11 protein-coding genes are annotated in these 18,168 nt (G+C 65.5%); 3 read left to right on the top strand and 8 right to left on the bottom strand.

From position 1 onward, the window contains the following. The first annotated feature begins 118 nt into the window (after positions 1-118). Both DL240_RS17245 and DL240_RS17240 read left to right on the top strand, forming a co-directional pair. Positions 119-2,155: a TonB-dependent receptor plug domain-containing protein gene (locus DL240_RS17245; RefSeq protein ID WP_111731145.1), complete on the top strand. Its 2,037-nt coding sequence runs from the start codon at positions 119-121 to the stop codon at positions 2,153-2,155. A gap of 57 nt (positions 2,156-2,212) precedes the next feature. Beyond that, positions 2,213-3,841, top strand: coding sequence for an HmuY family protein (locus tag DL240_RS17240; protein ID WP_111731144.1), 1,629 nt, complete (start codon positions 2,213-2,215; stop codon positions 3,839-3,841). 183 nt (positions 3,842-4,024) lie between these two features. Here DL240_RS17240 and DL240_RS17235 read toward each other — a convergent pair whose 3' ends face one another. The 3 genes from DL240_RS17235 to DL240_RS17225 all read right to left on the bottom strand — a co-directional run bounded on the left by DL240_RS17235 (position 4,025) and on the right by DL240_RS17225 (position 10,584). After that, entirely contained in the window at positions 4,025-6,463 is a 2,439-nt protein-coding gene (locus tag DL240_RS17235; protein ID WP_111731143.1) for a hypothetical protein, read from the bottom strand. A gap of 307 nt (positions 6,464-6,770) precedes the next feature. Continuing rightward, positions 6,771-8,339, bottom strand: coding sequence for a hypothetical protein (locus DL240_RS17230; RefSeq protein WP_111731142.1), 1,569 nt, complete (start codon positions 8,337-8,339; stop codon positions 6,771-6,773). 316 nt (positions 8,340-8,655) lie between these two features. Next, on the bottom strand, positions 8,656-10,584 hold the full coding sequence (locus DL240_RS17225) for a hypothetical protein (RefSeq protein ID WP_111731141.1): 1,929 nt from the start codon (positions 10,582-10,584) through the stop codon (positions 8,656-8,658). A 190-nt stretch (positions 10,585-10,774) separates the two neighbouring features. Here DL240_RS17225 and DL240_RS17220 point away from each other — a divergent pair, with 190 nt between their 5' ends. Continuing rightward, positions 10,775-11,581 carry a cobalamin-binding protein gene (locus DL240_RS17220; RefSeq protein ID WP_111731140.1) on the top strand — a complete coding sequence of 269 codons (807 nt, stop codon included), beginning with the start codon at positions 10,775-10,777 and terminating at the stop codon, positions 11,579-11,581. A gap of 100 nt (positions 11,582-11,681) precedes the next feature. Here DL240_RS17220 and DL240_RS17215 read toward each other — a convergent pair whose 3' ends face one another. The 5 genes from DL240_RS17215 to DL240_RS17195 form a co-directional block, all read right to left on the bottom strand. Continuing rightward, the gene (locus DL240_RS17215; RefSeq protein ID WP_111731139.1) at positions 11,682-13,253 is read right to left on the bottom strand and encodes a hypothetical protein; all 1,572 of its coding nucleotides are present in this window, start codon (positions 13,251-13,253) and stop codon (positions 11,682-11,684) included. 314 nt (positions 13,254-13,567) lie between these two features. After that, the gene (locus DL240_RS17210; RefSeq protein WP_199589852.1) at positions 13,568-14,872 is read right to left on the bottom strand and encodes a lactate 2-monooxygenase; all 1,305 of its coding nucleotides are present in this window, start codon (positions 14,870-14,872) and stop codon (positions 13,568-13,570) included. A 123-nt stretch (positions 14,873-14,995) separates the two neighbouring features. Then, the gene (locus DL240_RS19770) at positions 14,996-15,463 is read right to left on the bottom strand and encodes a DUF4168 domain-containing protein (protein WP_146618379.1); all 468 of its coding nucleotides are present in this window, start codon (positions 15,461-15,463) and stop codon (positions 14,996-14,998) included. Between the two features lie 128 nt (positions 15,464-15,591). Next, positions 15,592-16,473 (bottom strand): YitT family protein, encoded by an 882-nt coding sequence (locus tag DL240_RS17200; RefSeq protein WP_111731137.1) that lies wholly within the window; start codon positions 16,471-16,473, stop codon positions 15,592-15,594. Positions 16,474-16,675: 202 nt separating this feature from the next. Next, positions 16,676-18,130 carry a dihydrolipoyl dehydrogenase gene (locus DL240_RS17195; protein WP_111731136.1) on the bottom strand — a complete coding sequence of 485 codons (1,455 nt, stop codon included), beginning with the start codon at positions 18,128-18,130 and terminating at the stop codon, positions 16,676-16,678. Positions 18,131-18,168 lie beyond the last annotated feature (38 nt).

Raw genomic sequence — 18,168 nt, 5'->3', positions numbered from 1 at the left:
CAAGCAGATATTGAAAATCGTTTTCATTTTCAAATTACCTTTGACAGCTCCCGGGGGAACCATTAACCCTCGCTAATTGAAATTGGTTTTCAATATCGCGCAAAGAAGAGATCGACAGATGCCTCCGAACCCCCGACACAATGCCCCCCTCCCCGGAGACGGTCGAGCCCGGGTCCTGATCACCCTGGCGCTGGGGCTGAGCCTATTGCTGGCTCCCCCGGCGGCGGCGCAGCAGGCGCCGGAGCCGCCCCAGGACAGCGCTCCGCCCTCTCCTCCCCGCGGGGCCGACGCGACCGCCCAGCCATCCCCCACCCGAGAAACTCGCCAGGCCCGCGGCCAGGTGGTGGTCACCGGTACTCGCCGCGCCCAGGCGCGCGAAGACAGCCCGGTGCCGGTCACCGTCATCGACCGGGAAGCCATTGATGCCTCGGGAGCCCGCGATGTCAGTGAGCTCCTGGCCGCCCAGGCCGGCGTGGAGCTCGTACCCACCATCGGCGGCACCGGGGTGCGCCTGCAGGGCATGGACGCCGACTACGTGCTCGTCCTGGTCGATGGCCAACGCGTGGCCGGGCGCATCGACGGGGTGATCGACCTGACTCGCTTCACCTCCCGCAACATCGAGCGGGTCGAGGTGCTGCGCGGGCCCGGCTCCGCTCTCTACGGCGCCGACGCCATGGCCGGAGTCATCAACATCATCACCCGTACTAGCGATGAGCCCTATGAGGCCGAAGCCTCGCTGGGCTACGGGCAGCGCCACCAACTGGAGGTCGGCGGCCGTGCCGGGATGCGCCGCGAGGGCTGGCGCGCCCACCTGGAGGCCAACCACCGCCAGGCTGCTGGCTACGATCTTTCGCCCGAAGACATCTTCTCCACCGGCAGCTCTTATAACGAGACGCAGGCCGGCCTCGGGGGCGCCCGGGAGCTGGGCGAACGCTGGGAGTTGGGCGGGCGCGCCTCCTATCTGGTGCGCCGTCAGGAGCGGGTCGACGCCGGTGCCTCACGCGCGGTCTTTGACCGCCTCAACGCCTATGAAGACGCGCTGGGCTCGATCTACGCCGAGCGCCAGGGCGAGGGGCGACTGCGCACCACAGCCACGTTTCAGGTCTTCCGCAACCAGTTTTTTTACGACCAGCGCCACTCCGACGCCCTCGATCGCTACGAAGACAGCCGCGAGACCCAGGCCATCGTCGAGAGCGTCTACGAGCGCCCCTTAAGCGACACCAACATCCTGACGGTGGGCGTCGAGGGGGCATTGCACCGTTTTGACTCCGAGCGACTTCGCGACGGCGTCGGGGAACGCGATCGTCTGGCGCTTTTTGCCCAGAATGAGTGGTTTCTGGGCGATGCGCAGCAGCTGGTTTTGATGCCCGGCATTCGCCTCGATCTGGACTCCCAGTACGGCTTTCACCCCAGCCCGGCCCTCTCGGTGCGCTATCAGGTCTTCGAAAAACTCAACGTGCTGGGGAGCGCGGCGATGGCCTACCGCGCGCCGAGCTTCCAGGAGCTTTTGCTCGACTTTGAGAACCCGGCGGTGGGCTACGTGGTCCGGGGCAACCCCGAGCTGAAGCCGGAGACCTCGCGTTCCTTCCAGCTCGGCGCACTCTGGCGCCCGCTTGAGCAGGTCGATGTCGAGGTGAACCTCTTCTGGAACGAGCTCGACAACCTCATCGGCTCCACCACCTCCGAGAGCGCCGGCGCCGACCAGGCGTTGGTGTTCAGCTACACGAACATCGCCCGCGCCCGCACCCGCGGGGTCGAATCGATGCTGCGCGTGCGCCCCGGTAAAGGGGTGCGCCTGGAGCTGGGCTACACGCTGACCGACACCCTCGATCGCGATCTGAACCGCCCCCTGGAAGGACGCGCCCCGCACCGTGTGAGCCTGGCGGTGGGGGCCGATCGCCTGCCCCTGGGGCTCAAGGCCAACCTGCGCGCGCAACTCACCTCTGAGCGCCCCTACTACTTCGCGGGCACCACCGAGCTCGACGCCCCCGACACCGCCCCGGCCTCCGCGCTGATCGACGCGCACCTGTGGCGTGATGTTGGCGATCACCTCTCGGTCTCGCTGCGCGGCACCAACCTCTTAAATCAGGGCGACGCGCGCTTCTTGCCCATCGCCCCCCGCGCGCTCTTTCTGGCGTTGAACGCGCGCTACTGAACGCTTCCCCCTTCGCACACACCACCCCTAACCCATTGAATAGGATGGAGTTTCAGCATGAACCACCTCTCAAAAAACCTGTTCTTGCGCCTCGTTGTGGCGCTCTTCATCGCCGGCACGGCCAGCGCCTGCGCCAACGATCTTCGTGACGACGTGGACACCGAGACACCCGACACCGACACCGACCCGGATACCGACGGTGAGGCGTATGACTGGCAGCAGATCACCCTGGATGCCCGCGATGCCGAGAGTTTTCAGTTCTTGAACCTGCCTGGTGGCGAGCTCGTCCCCGACGCCGACTTCGAGCAGGACACCTGGCACCTGGCGTTTCAGCGCTTCCAGATCCTGGTCAACGGCGGGGTCAGCGGCGCCGGCTCGGTCAGCGTGCAGATTCTAGAGGGCGAAGACTTTGAGACGCTCACCCGGGCTCCCGATGGCGAGTACATCACCGATGTGCAGGGCGAGCCGGATGAGCGGGGACAGAACCCGGGGCTGGTCTTCCAGCAGGAGGGTGCCTGGTATGAGTACGATCAGAGCACCCACACCCTCAGCGCCCGTGATCGCGTGTACGTGCTGCGCCTGAGCGCCGAAGACTACGTGAAGGTGCAACTCCTGGACTACTACGATGAGGCCGGTACCTCGGGCTTTGTAACGCTGCGCTTTGACAGCATCGCCGCCCCGAATGGCGAGATCACTTTCCCCGAGGGCGACGCTCCTGAAGATCCCGAAGATCCGGAAGATCCGGAAGATCCCGAAGATCCGATCGAAGGCGCCTTCACCATCGACGCCTCGTCGAGCGAGGCCTGGACCTACGTCTCGCTCGTCGACAAAGAGGCCGTCACCCTCAGCGACGCGACCACCGAGTTGACCTGGGACGTGGCCATCAAGCGCACCGTCTTTCAGACCAACAGTGGCGTGAGCGGCGCGGGCCTTGCCGGCGCGCTTCCCCTCAACACCGACGCCGACTTTGAGACGCTGACCACCACCAACACCCTCGGCTTTGTGGTGGACACGATGGAGGTCCCCGCCGGCCCTCCCGGCGCCGAGCCCGTGGCCCAGAACGCCGCGCTCTCCAGCTGGTTTGACTACGATATGAGCACCCACACCCTGAGCCCGGCCGCAGGCGTGTTTGTGGTGCGCCTGGCCGACGGCTCCTACGGCAAGCTCCAGATCCTCAGCTACGAGGGCGGCATCTACCAGCTGCGCTTTGAGGCCATGGAGGCCCTGGTCGAAGCGCTAACCCTGGAGGTCGACGCTTCCAACGCCGAGAGCTGGGCCAACATCTCGCTGACCCGGGGTCAGGTGGTGGAAGATGGCGAGCGCTGGGATATCGGCCTTAAGAACTACCAGGCCCGCGCCTTCGGCGGCACCACCGCTCCGGAAGGTTCGGTGGGCGCGCTGGCCGTGGAAGAAGCCTTTGAGGCCGTACTCGAAGCGCCGGCCGAGGGTTATCAGCTCGACGAAACCCTGACCATTCAGCCCTCCGGCGCTGAGTATTCTGGCAACCCCGTGCTGGCCGACTGGTACGACTACGACTTCGCCACCCACACGGTGAGCCCGGCCGACAAGACCTTTGTGGTGGCGCTTCAAGATGGCGGCTACGCCAAAGTCCGCGTCGTCTCGTTTGCCGATGGCGTCTACGAACTTCGCCTGGCCTACACCGGCCCCAACGCCAAGGATTTCTGATCAGGCAGACCTGCTGCACCGCAACACGCAGGCATCGATGAGGTTCAAAGAGCGTGCCTCACAGACGAGGTGCAGAAGGTTGCCCTGAACAAAACCCCCGGCGGTGCGATGCACCGCCGGGGGGTTTTAAGTCAGGGCGACCGGCCACCCGGGGCAGCCGATGTCATGGTGCGGAGCACGATCTCACGGACACTCCTGGCCGGGATTCGGTGCGTTATAATAGCAATTTGCCCACTCGGTGCTTGTGTTCGTCTGGCAACTTCCTCCCGAGCAGGTGCGCGTGGTGACCGACCGGCTTTTGGTGGAAAACTCGCAAATCGGCACGATCGAGCACGACGACCAGTTGCCGTAGGTGGTGGCACCGCAGGTGGTGCCGTTGGTATTTCGCGAGCAGCTCTCGCTCACCGTCGACGTGGTGGTGGAGCAGCTGCCTGCGGAGCACCGCCGTGTGTATTTGGTACGGGTACGCGTGGCGCTGGTATCACACGTGCTCGAGTAGTTGCACGCGCTCCAGGAGCCATACGTATCCCCCTCACCACAGACCGCGCCGTTGGTCGAACGCGTGCAACTCTGTACCTCCGTGCGGTTCACGCTGCTGCACGTACCGTTGGAGCACACTCGATCGGTCGCCGTACGCGTCTGCTCTCCCGTCGTATCGCAGGCGTTACTGAACCCGCCGCAGGTGCTCCAGCCTCCGTAGCTCGTGGTCCCACAGCTCGACCCGTTGGTCGAACGCGTGCAACTCTGTACCTCCGTGCGGTTCACGCTGCTGCACGTACCGTTGGAGCACACTCGATCGGTCGCCGTACGCGTCTGCTCTCCCGTCGTATCGCAGGCGTTACTGAACCCGCCGCAGGTGCTCCAGCCTCCGTAGCTCGTGGTCCCACAGCTCGACCCGTTGGTCGAACGCGTGCAGCTCTGTACCTCCGTGCGGTTCACGCTGCTGCACGTACCGTTGGAGCACACTCGATCGGTCGCCGTACGCGTCTGCTCTCCCGTCGTATCGCAGGCGTTACTGAACCCGCCGCAGGTACTCCAGCCTCCGTAGCTCGTGGTCCCACAGCTCACTCCCACAGTATTGCGAGCACAACCGGCGGTGTCCGTTTCGGTGCGGCTGCTCTGGGCGCAACTGCCGCCCAGACAGTCGTACTCCGTCACGGTGCGGGTGCGGCTGCCCGAGGTCGAACACTCCGTGGCGTAGCTGCACGCCGACCACTCTCCCATCGCATCTGCCTGGCAGCTCACCCCGTCGGTGTTGCGCGTACAGGTCTGCGTCTCCGAGGAGGTGCGGGTGGTACAGGCTCCGCCGTTGCATTCGCGGTAGGTCACCGTGCGACTTTGCGTGCCCGTGCGGCCACACACCCCGCTAAACCCTTCACACGCGCTCCACTCCCCATACGACACCTCGCCACAACTCTCCCCCTGGGTAACCCGGCTGCAGGCCTCGGTCTCGGTATCAACCCGCTCCGCGCAGGTGCCGCTCCCACACTCAAAATAGGTCACCGTACGACTGCGGGCCCCCGTCGTGTCACACACGCTCTCAAAGCCCCCGCACGCCGACCACGCCCCGGCCTCGGGGGTGCCGCAGGCCTGCGCGTTGGTGTCGAGCACGCAGGTCTCAAACTCCTCGTCTTCCACCACCTCACAGCTACCCTGAGCACAGGCGAAGCTCGTGATCACCCGGCGGCGCTGACCCTGGGTCGAGCACACGCCCTGCTCTCCGGCTCCCTGGCAGGCGCCCCACTCGCCAACCACCGTCTCCCCGCAGACCTCGTCCTCAGTCGTGCGGGTGCACTCCCGGGTCTCCAACTCTTCGTGCGCCTCACAGATCTGCGAATCCCCACAGCTATAAGACACGACCGTGCGCTCCTGGGTGCCCACCTGCGCGCAGGTGCTCTCCCCAAAATCACAGACGCTCCACTCCCCTGCGACCGGAGCCCGGCAGTCGCCCTCCTCCTGACACGCCTTGCCCGGAGCACAGGCCTCACACTCAGAGCCACCGCAGTCGATGTCGGTCTCCGCGCCGTTCTGCAGGCCGTCGGTACAGGTGGCCACCACGCAGCTTCCCTCCAGGCACTGCGCGCCTTCCTCCGGACAACTCGCATCGCCGGAGCAGGCCGCGTAACACACTCCGCGGTAGCAGGTCTCATCGCTCTCGCAGGTCGTCGCCGAGCAGTCCAGCGGCAGGCAGACCCCTTCGTAACAGCGCGAGCTGGGGTCGCAGGCATCGGCCCCATCACAGCTCAGATAGCACACCGCCCGGTAGCAGGTTTCGTCGTCACCACAGGTCACATCGGCGCAGCTCTCCTCCACGCACACTCCCGCGGTGCAGTAGCCCGAGTCGCAGTCCGAAGCCTCCCGGCAGGACTCGCCAGTGCGACAGGCCTCACACTCTGAGCCCCCGCAATCCACCCCGCTCTCCTGAGCGTTTTTGACATCATCGTCGCAGGTGGCCTGCGGCGAGGAGTCCACGTCGAGAAAGTCGCCATCGAAGGCCACGTCGCCGTCGTTGGAGAGCTGCCCTGCATCATCTTTCAGGTTGCAGGCCACCAACCAGATAAGAACGCTGGCGGTACACCAGAGCCGCACGCTCCACAGAGACATCATCTTACGCTGCTGCATGTCACGCTCCTCAACCCTCGGGTATTCGTCAGGAACACAGATTACCCACCGCTTGAGGCTCTTCCGACACAGGATCAGATCCACCGCGCGCGTTCGGAAGGCAACACATGATGAGTATGGCGCTCAGCTCATCATATTACGCAAAGTTACACAAAAACACCAAGCACTCTCATCAGTTGGGTGCGCCCAGCCCCGCCACGTTCCCCCGGGTCCCTGTAAGGAGACCGAGGGGGCAGGCCATGCCCTGTCTAAGCCTTCTGCAAACGGCGTTCAGCGCTCGCCGGCACCACCAGGCTCCCCCCGGAGCTCAGGGGCAATGCATGCCCGGGGGCGGCCGATTGATCCCACAGGATTGCCGCTCCGTCCCTGTCGTGGTCTGACAGCTCCCCCCGGAACAGGTTCTCCGGGTCACCGAGCGCGTTTTGAACGACTCTTCGCACAGGGGAGCGCTCGAACACGTCGACCAGGCCCCGTAGGTGGTGCTGCCACAGCTGATACCGTTGGTGGTCCGGGTGCAGTTCCGCTCCTCGCTCCGCGCCGAACTTGAGCACGTCCCGCTGACGCACTTACGATCGGTCGCCGTGCGCGTCTGCGTGCCCGTCGTGTCGCAGATACTGCTGAAACCGCCGCACGTGCTCCAGTTCGTGTAGGTCGTCGTCCCGCAGCTTGCGCCATTGGTGCCCCGAGTGCAGGCCTCGCTCTCGGTGGCGACCCGCTCCGCGCAGGTGCCGCTTCCACACTCAAAATAGGTCAGCGTGCGGCTGCGGGTCCCCGTGGTGTCACAGGTCCCCGAAAAGCCTCCGCACGCTGACCAGGCCCCGGTCTGAGGGGTGCCGCAAGCCTGCGCCTCGGTGTCGCGCACGCAGGCCTCAACCTCTTCATCTTCCACCGTCTCACAGCTGCCCTGGGCACAGGAAAAGCTCGTGATCACCCGGCGACGCTGTCCCTGGGTCGAGCATACGCCCTGCGCTTCCATGGCCTGACAGGCCCCCCACTCGCCAACCACCGTCTCCCCGCAGGCCTGAGCGTCGGTCGTGCGGGTGCACTCCCGGGTTTCCACCTCTTCGTGCGCCTCACAGGTCTGCGACTCCCCACAGGCATACGACACCAGCGTGCGCTCCTGGGTGCCCACCTGGGCGCAGGTGCTCTCCCCAAAATCACAGACGCTCCACTCCCCTGCGACCGGCGCCTGGCAGTCGCCCACCTCCAGACACGACTTGCCGGGAGTGCAGGCCTCGCACTCGGGGCCGCCGCAGTCGATGTCGGTCTCCGCGCCGTTCTGCAGGCCGTCGGTGCAGGTGGGCACCACGCAGCTTCCCTCCACACACCGGGCGCCTTCCTCCGGGCAACTCGCATCGCCGGCGCAGGCCGCGTAGCACACCCCGCGGTAGCAGGTTTCATCGCTCTCGCAGGTCGTTGCCGAACAATCCAACGGCAGGCAGACCCCTTCGTAACAACGCGAGCCGGGGTCGCAGACATCGGCCCCGTCACAGCTCACATAACACAGCGCCCGGTAGCAGACCTCTTGCTCGCCACATTCCACCTCAGCGCAGCTCTGCTCCACGCATACCCCCTCGGTGCAGTAGCCCGAGGCGCAGTCGGCAGCCATCTGGCAGGACTCGCCAGCCCCACAGGGCTCACACTCCGAGCCCCCGCAATCCACCCCGCTCTCCTGAGCGTTTTTGACGCCGTCCTCGCAGGTGGGCGGCAGCGAAGAGTCCGCATCCAGAACCCCGCCATCGAGCGTCCCATCGCCACCGGGCGCCTTACTTGCATCGTCCGTCAGATTGCAGCCCACCCACCAGACCAGAACACTCACGCTCAAGAACATCCGCACTCGCGCTCGCCAGCCGAGCGCCTTCACACCATGGTGCATGACACATACTCCTCAACACCTGGGCCGCCACCCAGGCGCCGCTACGCGCAGCAGACCACGGCACACAGCTCGGAGCTGTCTGGCCAGCGAGGCCTGTACTGCACAAATATCGAAAAAATGGCAGTCCCCCGCGCCCCCTAGTAAGGACGTCCTCCCTGTGAAGCAAGCGTTCCCATCGTGAAAAAACGTAGCGTACCGCGCGTGGAGCAACGCCACCCGCGCCCCCCACCGCCCACAATTTTCGTGCGCGTTTCGGGCACAAAAAAGCCCTCGCCGACCGGGGTCGGCGAGGGCCTGTGGAGCGTGAGCCGAGGCCTTAGATGGGTTGGAGTTCGCAAAGGACCTGATGTCCTCCGCCACCGCCACCGTTATCAATGCAGCTACCGCTCTGACAGCAACCCCGTCCGTTATTACAGCTCGCGCCATCGAACGCGTTGCAACTACGCCTCTCGCTGCGCGTCACCCCTACACAGCTGCCCCCGGAGCAACGCCGGTCGGTGCAGGTGCGGAACTGATCCCCCCGGCATTGGTCCGGCTCGACCAGACACTGAAAGATCGGCGGCCATTCCTCACAGCTCGAGGTTCCGCAGACGCCGCCATCGGTGTCTCGGCTGCAGGTCCCGGTCTCGGTTTCGGTCACGGTGGAGCAGCTGCCCCCGGAGCACCGCTGGTGCGTCACCGTGCGCGTGCGGGTCCCGGCCTCCCCACAGGTGCCATTGAATCCGCTGCACGCGCTCCAGTTTCCGTAGCTCGTCGAACCGCAGCTCGTCCCGTTGGTCGTGCGCGAGCAGTTCTGTACCTCTGTGCGGTTCACGCTGCTGCACGAGCCACCGCTGCACACCCGATCGGTCGCCGTGCGTGTCTGCTCACCCGTCGTGTCGCAGGTGTTGCTGAATCCACCGCACGCCCCCCAGCTCGTGTAGCTGGTCGAACCGCAGCTCGTCCCGTTGGTCGTGCGTGAGCAGGTCTTCGTTTCGGTGCGCGTCACGTTGCTGCACGAACCTCCGTTGCACACCCGATCGGTCGCCGTGCGCGTCTGCTCACCCGTCGTGTCGCAGGTGTTGCTGAATCCATCGCACGCGCTCCAGCTCGTGTAGGTCGTCTCCCCGCAGCTCTCACCCTGGGTCGCCCGGCTGCAGGCCTCGGTCTCGGTGGCGACGCGCTCCGCGCAGGTGCCGCTCCCACACTCAAAATAAGTCACCGTGCGGCTGCGGGTGCCCGTGGTATCACAGGTCCCGGAGAAGCCCCCGCACGCCGACCACGCCCCGGCCTCGGGGGTGCCGCAAGCCTGCGCGTCGGTGTCGAGCACGCAGGCTTCAAACTCCTCGTCTTCCACCGTCTCACAGCTGCCCTGGGCACAGGCAAAGCTCGTGATCACCCGGCGACGCTGCCCCTGGGTCGAGCACACGCCCTGCTGCCCGGCCCCCTGACAGGCCCCCCACTCGCCAACCACCGTCTCCCCGCAGGCTTCCGCGTCGGTCGTGCGGGTGCACTCCCGGGTCTCCACCTCTTCGTGCGCCTCACAGGTCTGGGACTCCCCACAGGCATAAGACACAAGCGTGCGCTCCTGGGTGCCCACCTGCGCGCAGGAGTTCTCCCCGAAGTCACAGACGCTCCACTCCCCTTCGACCGGCACCTGGCAGTCGCCCTCCTCCTGACACGCCTTGCCCGGAGCACAGGCCTCACACTCGGCGCCGCCGCAGTCGATGTCGGTCTCCGCGCCGTTCTGCAGGCCGTCGGTGCAGGTGGCCACCACGCAACTTCCCTCCACGCACTCGGCGCCTTCCTCCGAGCAACTCGCATCGCCGGAGCAGGCCGCGTAGCACACCCCGCGGTAGCAGGTTTCATCGCTCTCGCAGGTGGTTGCCGAGCAATCCAGCGGCAGGCAGACCCCTTCGTAACAGCGCGAGCTGGGATCGCAGGCATCGGCCCCATCACAGCTCAGATAGCACACCGCCCGGTAGCAGGTTTCGTCGTCGCCGCAGGTTACATCGGCGCAGCTCTCATCCACGCACACCCCCGCGGTGCAGTAGTCCGAGTCGCAGTCGGAGCCCTCTCGACACTCTGGCTCGCCAGGGGTATCCGGCTCCCCGCTGTCCTCCAGCACCGGAACATCCGGGTCGACGTCGCCCCCGGATCCGGGTTGAATGAACCCAGTGTCGGTGAGGTTGCAGGCGATCATGAACATAAAAAGCGCGCTCAGCCCCCAGACTCGCCGCCCACGGCTTGTTAGCTCCTGAAACATTTCGTTCTCCTCATCGACACGAGATTCATTTCCATTGGGATGGCCTGCCCGGCGGCGTTCACCCTTATAAAAGCGTCGCTTTTTGAGCCCTGACTGTCAAAAGCGCAAGTACCTTTGCGCCCATCCAGATTCAAGTTCCCCGCCGCTCATGCTCCTACCCGGAGCACGGGACCCTTCACACGAGAGCGTCATGCCCACTTATTGCCGCCGCCCCGCTCCCCAACGCATCGTCTGCCTGACCGAGGAAACCACCGAGCTGCTCTACCTGCTGGGCGAAGAGGATCGCATCGTAGGCATCAGCGCATACACCGAGCGCCCCGCGCGCGCAAAAGCCGAAAAACCAGTGGTCTCGGCTTTTATCGGCGGAAGCATCAAAAAAATCGCCGCGCTAAAGCCCGATCTCATCATCGGTTTCTCCGACATTCAGGCGCAGCTGGCCCACGATCTGATCAAGGCCAACCTCCCGGTGTTGATCTTCAACCAGCGCAGCATTCAAGAGATCCTGGACGTGCTTTTGACCCTGGGCGCCCTGGTCGATCGCCGCCAACGCGCCGAGGAACTGGTCGACACCTACATCGCTCGCCTGGAACAGGCGCGCCAGCGCACTCTGGCAGCCGCACACCGCCCCCGGGTCTATTTTGAGGAGTGGGATGAGCCCCGCATCACCGCCATTGAATGGGTCGGCGAGCTGGTGGAGTTGGCCGGAGGCATCAACGTGTTTGGGGATCGCTCGGCGGGAAAACTCGCCAGGGAACGCTTCGTCGAAGATCCGGAGATCATCGCTGCCGCCCCGGAGATCATCGTCGCCTCCTGGTGCGGCAAACCCGTCGACAAAGGGAGCATCCGCCAGCGGGCGGGCTACCAGGCACTTCCGGCCGTGCGCGACGATCGCATCGTCGAGCTCGACCCGGCCATCATCCTGCAGCCCGGCCCGGCCTGCTTGAGCGCCGGGCTTGATGCGCTGGAGGCGATCATTCGCCCGGTGGCCCGACGCTAAACGACCGCGTGCCGGCCCGACGATCAAAAAAGCCCCCCACCCGGAACAGGGAGGGGGGCTGTACATCAGCAGCGCGCCGCGCTGCTGGCGAGCATACACATCACATCAGACAGGGCACCGGGTTGGGATCGCTGTTGGAGACACAAACGTTCTCCGAAGAACAGCAGCCCGCCTGCCCACTGCTCGTCTCGCAGGGATTTCCCATCGGGCAGCGCTCCTCCATACAGGGACCATCATCGTATGTGCTGCGGATCGCTTCGCAGGTTCCCTGACCATCGCATTTCGGATCCCAGGTCGAAACTCGCCACCGCCCCATCACGCACTCGCGGGAATCAACCGGAATCACCATGGAACAGTAGGTTCCCTCCTCCACATAGATCTGGCAGGCCGAGTCCTCGGTGGTCGTCTCCGTCTCGTCGCATGCACCGGTGGTACCGCAGACCGGCGTGGTGATCGTCGTCGTCTGCTGGCCAGCATCGGTACAACTGTTGATCGTGCCTCCGGTCGCCGTACAGTCGGTGATGCGACGCATCCCGATGCCGCAGACGCGCCCGGCGGTACGCAACACGCAGGCCTCGGATTCGGTCACCGTCGAGGCGCTGCAGCCCCCGTCGGCGCAACGGAACTCGGTGCGCTCGCGCTTCCGCGTCCCGGCGGTGTTGCACACCTCACCGGGAACGTCGGCCATGCAGGGGCCCCATTCGGTGACGTCCACAGCGTTGCAGGTCGCACCGGTGGTATCGCGCTCACAGCCCCGGGTGTCGACCAGACGCTCTTCCACATGCTCGCAGCTGCCCTCGCTGCACACGAAGGTGATGATCTCGCGCACACGCTCACCCGTGGTGTCGCAGGGGCTCGCGTAGACGCACTCCGACCAGCCGCTATCGATCGGCTCCCCACACTGCTGATCTACAGAAAGCTCGCGGCGACAATCGCGCTCTTCGATCACCTCGCTCATTTCACAGGTGCTCGACTCCCCGCAGCTAAACGTCGTCACAGTTCGGGACTCCACGCCCGTCAGAGCGCAGACGTTATCGCCGAATACACACTCCCCCCAGGGACCGGCCTCGGAAGGCTCGCAGTCCGAGGCATCACTACAGGCCGACGCCTCGTAGCAGACGCCCCGGTAGCAGGCCTCGCCAGCACGGCAGACCACCTCGGAGCAATCGGTGGGGATACAGGCCCCCTGGTAGCAACGCGAGCTCGGATCGCAGGCGTCTGACTCCTCGCACGAGAGGTAGCAGACCCCGCGGTAGCAGGCTTCTTCGTCTCCGCAGCTCACATTCTCACAGCTCTCATCGACGCAGACCCCGCCGGTGCAGTATCCGGTGGCGCAGTCGTCTGAGAATACGCAGGACTCACCAGGCTCGCAGGCCCCACATTCGGTGCCGCCGCAATCGACATCACTCTCATCGCCGTTTTGAACGCCATCATCACAACCCGGCGCCACCTCGCTATCGGGCTGCTCCGCCTCGGGGTCTTCCGCATCGGGCTTGTCTGCATCTGGAAGCCCCGAATCCCCCTCACCGATATCCTCTTCGCCTCCCCCGGTGTCGCCGCCGGCGAGCATGACCGCACTGTCCTCCACGTTGCAGGCCGCCAACGTGAGGAGCAGGCAGCTCACCCAGATAATCGCCCAGCGCCACTTTTTCCCCTTCCCGTCCACATTCATCTCATCCTCTATTCAAGAATTTAGCGATACCAACGCGTCACACGATGCTCGAACCCGGAAATCGAGCCCCTCCAGCGTCGCCATCCACGAGACCATACTAACCTTTCGGTCAGGATAGAGTATAATTTGAACGCAATGCAAACCCAATTTGCTTACTCCCCCCTAAAAACCCCTAATCCCCGGCCACTTAGAGCCCGCAACCTCCCCCCTGTGATCCCCGGAGTCCGGAGCGCTGGCACGTCTAAAAAGCAGCATCCCAAGCCCCCTATCCCCGACCGACATACCTGTCTCTGCCCCGGCCCCCCCGGGAGCACTCAGCGCGCATGCAGCCGGCTGGCCTTGACCTCGGCGACCGAGCGACACCCGGCCAGCCCCATCGTCAGATCAAAGTCAGCTTTGAAGTTACGCAGCACCTCCACCACTCCCTCCTCACCGCCGGCGGCCAGCCCGTAGACATAGGGCCGGCCCAGGAGCACCGCGTCAGCGCCCAGCGCCAGCGCCTTAAAGACGTCGGCGCCCGTGCGAATCCCGCTGTCGAAGAAGATCGTCAAATCCTCACCCACCGCCTCCGCGATCGCCGGAAGGGCCTCAATCGAGCTGAGCGCCCCGTCGACCTGACGGCCCCCGTGGTTCGACACCACAATGCCATCCATGCCGTGCTCTTTGGCCAACCGGGCGTCCTCCACAGCTGTGATTCCCTTGAGCACAATCGGCAGATCGGTGCACTCGCGCAAAAAGCTCAAATCCTCCCAGGTCAGCGAAGGGCGAGAGTAGATGCCGGTGAATTTGCGCACGGCTGCCAGCGCCTCCCCGCTGGTCAGGCTCTTGAAAAACCCGTCGGGATAGTTCCCGGCGAGCTCCATGAGCACGCGGATCGTGGCCAGATTGACCTTGCGCTCCGGCCCCACCTCCTGGTCGAGCTCATCCTCTTTGAGCAGGCGGCGAAAGACCGGATCGGAGGTGTACTGCGCGATCCCCTTGCCCCTCAAAAAGGGCAGGTAGGCCAGGTCCAGATCCCGGGTGCGCCAGCCCAATAAAGTCGTGTCCAGCGTGACAACGATCGCTTCACAACCGGCCTTCTCCGCCCGGGCCACCAGACTTTTGACCAGCTCGTTGGAGACGCTCCAGTAGAGTTGAAAGAAGCGCGGCGTCTCACCCAACTCCCGGGCACACTCCTCCATAGGTACCGAGGCCTGATTGCTGAAGATCATCGGGACACTCTCGCGCCGCGCCGCGCGCGCCACAGCCAGATCCGCTTCCGGATGCGCCATCTCCAGCACGCCGATAGGCGCCAGCATGTAGGGCGAGGGGTAGCGCGTACCGAAGATCTCCACCGACGTGTCGCGCACCGAGACATCGCGCAACATCCGCGGTACGATCGCCCACTTCTCAAAGCCCTGACGGTTGGCCACCATCGTGCGCTCCATCCCCGCGCCGCCGGCCACATAGGCAAAGGCCTCCGGGCTCATGGCCTCCCGGGCACGCGCTTCAAGCGCGGCAAAGTCCACCGGCACCCGGGGCGCCTGCGCGGAGATGCCGCGCACATAGATCTCGGTCTGGCGCTCCCGGCCAATGCCGGGGGTACGCTCTGCGCCTGGGGTCGACAGGGGTTTGGACACGGGGCCTCCAACGATCTCGGGTCAGCTGATGACGCTCCCAACGTGCCCGGCTCCGGGCCCCGACAGGTGAGCGCTGCAAATAAGGGTTTCGGGATGCACGATGACCTTGACCGGCGGCCCGGGTCAAGGCGCGGTGTCTAAATCCCGCAGGCGACCACTCGCCGCCTCCACGCGCTCGCGCAGCTCGGCGTCGTGGCCCATCCGCTGCGCCACCCCCGCGTAATCCTCCATGCTCAGGCCCGAGGCCTCGACCACCGCGCGGAGCTCGCGCTCGGCCTCGTCCTGAAGCGCCCGCGCCTCGGCGGCCGAGGTGACCTCGGCCAGGCGCCGCTGCACCCCGGCCTGCACCGCCTGCGAGGCCTCCCGCGCCCGGGCAAAGGCCCGCACCCGGGCATCATCAATCGGTGCCAACGCCGGCGCCGGCTCGCCAGCGGGCGCCGGCGTTGGCGCCGCTCGCGAAACCTCCGAAGCCCGGACGGCAGGCTCCGGAGCGTCCGGCGCCGCCGGGGCAGACGCCGCCCCGGCGCCTTTTGGCGCGGCGGGCCGGGCCGCGTCGCAGCCCGGCCCCCACGTCGCGCTCCACACGAGCATCAGCCCAATCATCCCGTAGCCCCGGGTTGTCCGGCCCCTCCTCCTTCTCATCGTCGACCTCTTTTCGGAACTCGCCATCTCATCAAGCCACCACCATGCCCGAGTTCACCACGGCCTCGCCAGTGTCCTTATCCCCGGGCCCGACCATGGGCGTGCTCACGGTAGCGATCGACCACCAGATCGCGCAGGGGCCGGGCTTTTACCCCGGCCGACTCATTGACGATGGAGGCTTCCAAAATCGCCCGCGGATCCACCTCATGCACCGCCGCGCGCAGCCGCGCGTAGGCAAAGCGGTCGATGATGCAATAAATGATCTGGCGAGGCTCTCCACTGTATCCGCCGACGCCCTGCAGAAGCGTCACCCGGAGTGCCATCTCCTCGACGAGTCGTCGGCGAATCGGCTCGCAGTTGTCGCTGATGATCATCACCGAGACCACCTGGTTAAATCCTTCGAGCACGAAGTCGATCACCTTGGTCACCAGAAAAAAGACCGCGACCGAGAACATCGCGCTCTCCAGCCCGAAGAGCAGCGCCGCCCCACTCAAAATCACCACGTTCACCGAGAGCAAAAACGTGCTCACCGGGATTCGGAAGCGCTGGTTTGCCCAGATCGCCAGCATCTCGGTGCCATCGATCGCGCCCCCGTTGCGCACCACCAGCCCCACGCCCAGCCCCAGCAAAAGCCCGCCGTAGAGCACGATGAGCACCTCCGAGGAGGTCACCGCCGGCACATCGCGCAAGAGCGCCAGCCCCAGCAGCACAACGCCGTTGCAGTAGAGGGTACGCCAGGCAAAGCGGCGCCCCAGCGCCCGGGCGCTGATCGCCAGAATCGGCGCGTTGAACGCCAGCAAAAAGAACCAGATCGGTCGCTCGCCAAGGCGCGCGCCCATGATCGCCAGCGCCGTTGTGCCCCCGTCGACCAGCTGGTTAGGCGCCAGAATCAACTCCAGCGCCAGTGCCACAAGGACCGCTCCCACGGTCAACATCACATAATCAACAAAGGTGCGCATCGAACCTCGCGGCGTCTCCATCCAGTCCACAGAGTGAGGCGATCGTTGGCCTCATCAGGGCGCCCGCAGCCTGGCCCGAAGTGGCCGCGCGCGCGCGCGCGCGGCCTGACCAACACGCTCTGGCCGGAGCCCATTCCCGAAATGGCCCCGGCCAAAGCGCGCCTTCACGCCGTCCCCCCCCAGACTGTGAGAGCCTGACCGCTCAGGTCCCCGGTCCGTAACGCAGCTTCTCGGCGTTGCCCGCCGTCATCCGCAGATCACCGGTGAGGCTGCGCAGCGCCGAGCGAATCCCCTCTTCGACCACCGGATGATAGAAGGGCATGTTGAGCGCCTCAAAAACCGTCATACCGCACTGGATCGTCCAGGCCAGCAGGTGCGCGGTATGCTCGACCGAGGGGCCGAACATCTCGGCGCCGCAGATTCGCCCGGTGTCGCGATCGGCGTAAATGCGCACATGGCCTTTGTTTTTTGCCATCACACGCGCGCGGCCCTGATTGGTATAGGAGACCTCGCCCACGCCACACTGCTCGTGATCGAGCTCGCGCCAGCTCTTACCCACCACCGCAATCTGCGGGTCGGTGAAGGTGATCGAGAGCGGCACGCGCCGGATCTCGGCGCGCACATCGGGGAAGTTCGCTGCGTTGCCGCCGGCGATGCGCCCCTCGTCCGAGGCCTCGTGCAAGAGCGGGTAGTGGTTGGCCGCGTCGCCGGCCAAAAAGATCGGCAGGTCGCCCACCTGCGTGGTGCGCGGATCGAAGTCGGGGCGGCCCCGATCATTAAAGGGGACTCCGGCCTGCTCCAGCCCCAACCCCTCCAGGTTGGGCCGACGTCCGGCGGTCACCAGCACCTTCTCAAAGCGGGCCTCCCCGGGGGTGCCCTGCGCATCGTGCCAGCGCACGATAAAGCCGCCCTCCTCGCCAGGGGCCTCACTCACATCAAACGCATCGACCTTTAAGTGCAGCTCCATCTCCTCATCAAAGACCTGGTGCACCACCTCGGAGACCTTCGGATCGTGCACATGAGCGAGCGCTTCAAATGGCGAGAAAAACGCCACCCGCACCCCCAGCCGGTGGAGCGCCTGCCCCAGCTCCAGCCCGATCACCCCGGGGCCGACCACGGCCACCGATTCCGGAAGATCTTCCCACTCAAAGACGTCGGCGCTGGTGGAGAGCTTCGCCTCCAGGGGCTTGAGGTTGGGCGGGATGTAGGGGCTTGACCCGGTGGCGATCACCACCGCCCGGGCATTGAGTTCCAGCTCTTCGTCGCTGCCTTCCAGGGCCACCCGCACCCGCGTTGGCGAGAGCAGACGCGCCCTCCCGCGCACCCGCACCTCTTCGGGGATGCGTTCGGTCTGCTGAAGGACAAAGCCCACAAAGCGGTCACGCTCCGCGCGCACCCGCTCCAGCACCTGGCGGCCGTCCACGCGTTTACCCTCGGGATGCACGCCAAAGATCGGGGCCTGGTCCACCGCCCGGGCCGCATCGGCCGCGGCGATCAGCAACTTCGAGGGCATGCACCCCACCCGCGCACAGGTGGTCCCGTAGGGACCATCCTCGACCATCACCACGCTGGCTCCGGCCTTGCGCGCGGCACTCTGCGCGCCCAGGCCCGCGGTGCCAGCACCGATCACGACCACATCCACGCTACGTTCTTCCATCCATCGCTCCTTATGTCATCACGTTCGGCAGGTGGTCC

Origin of the sequence: Lujinxingia litoralis, assembly GCF_003260125.1 — a bacterium.
Taxonomy (GTDB): Bacteria; Myxococcota_A; Bradymonadia; order Bradymonadales; family Bradymonadaceae; genus Lujinxingia; species Lujinxingia litoralis.
The sequence above is the reverse complement of the archived record's forward strand: the minus strand, read 5'-3'. Positions and strand labels throughout refer to the sequence as shown.

Excerpts from the sequence above, each read along its gene's own strand:
- DL240_RS17245 (WP_111731145.1), top strand. The coding sequence starts at position 119 with ATGCCTCCGAACCCCCGACACAATGCCCCCCTCCCCGGAGACGGTCGA.
- DL240_RS17240 (WP_111731144.1), top strand. The coding sequence starts at position 2,213 with ATGAACCACCTCTCAAAAAACCTGTTCTTGCGCCTCGTTGTGGCGCTC.
- DL240_RS17235 (WP_111731143.1), bottom strand. The coding sequence starts at position 6,463 with ATGCAGCAGCGTAAGATGATGTCTCTGTGGAGCGTGCGGCTCTGGTGT.
- DL240_RS17230 (WP_111731142.1), bottom strand. The coding sequence starts at position 8,339 with ATGCACCATGGTGTGAAGGCGCTCGGCTGGCGAGCGCGAGTGCGGATG.
- DL240_RS17225 (WP_111731141.1), bottom strand. The coding sequence starts at position 10,584 with ATGTTTCAGGAGCTAACAAGCCGTGGGCGGCGAGTCTGGGGGCTGAGC.
- DL240_RS17220 (WP_111731140.1), top strand. The coding sequence starts at position 10,775 with ATGCCCACTTATTGCCGCCGCCCCGCTCCCCAACGCATCGTCTGCCTG.
- DL240_RS17215 (WP_111731139.1), bottom strand. The coding sequence starts at position 13,253 with ATGAATGTGGACGGGAAGGGGAAAAAGTGGCGCTGGGCGATTATCTGG.
- DL240_RS19770 (WP_146618379.1), bottom strand. The coding sequence starts at position 15,463 with ATGCTCGTGTGGAGCGCGACGTGGGGGCCGGGCTGCGACGCGGCCCGG.
- DL240_RS17200 (WP_111731137.1), bottom strand. The coding sequence starts at position 16,473 with ATGCGCACCTTTGTTGATTATGTGATGTTGACCGTGGGAGCGGTCCTT.
- DL240_RS17195 (WP_111731136.1), bottom strand. The coding sequence starts at position 18,130 with ATGGAAGAACGTAGCGTGGATGTGGTCGTGATCGGTGCTGGCACCGCG.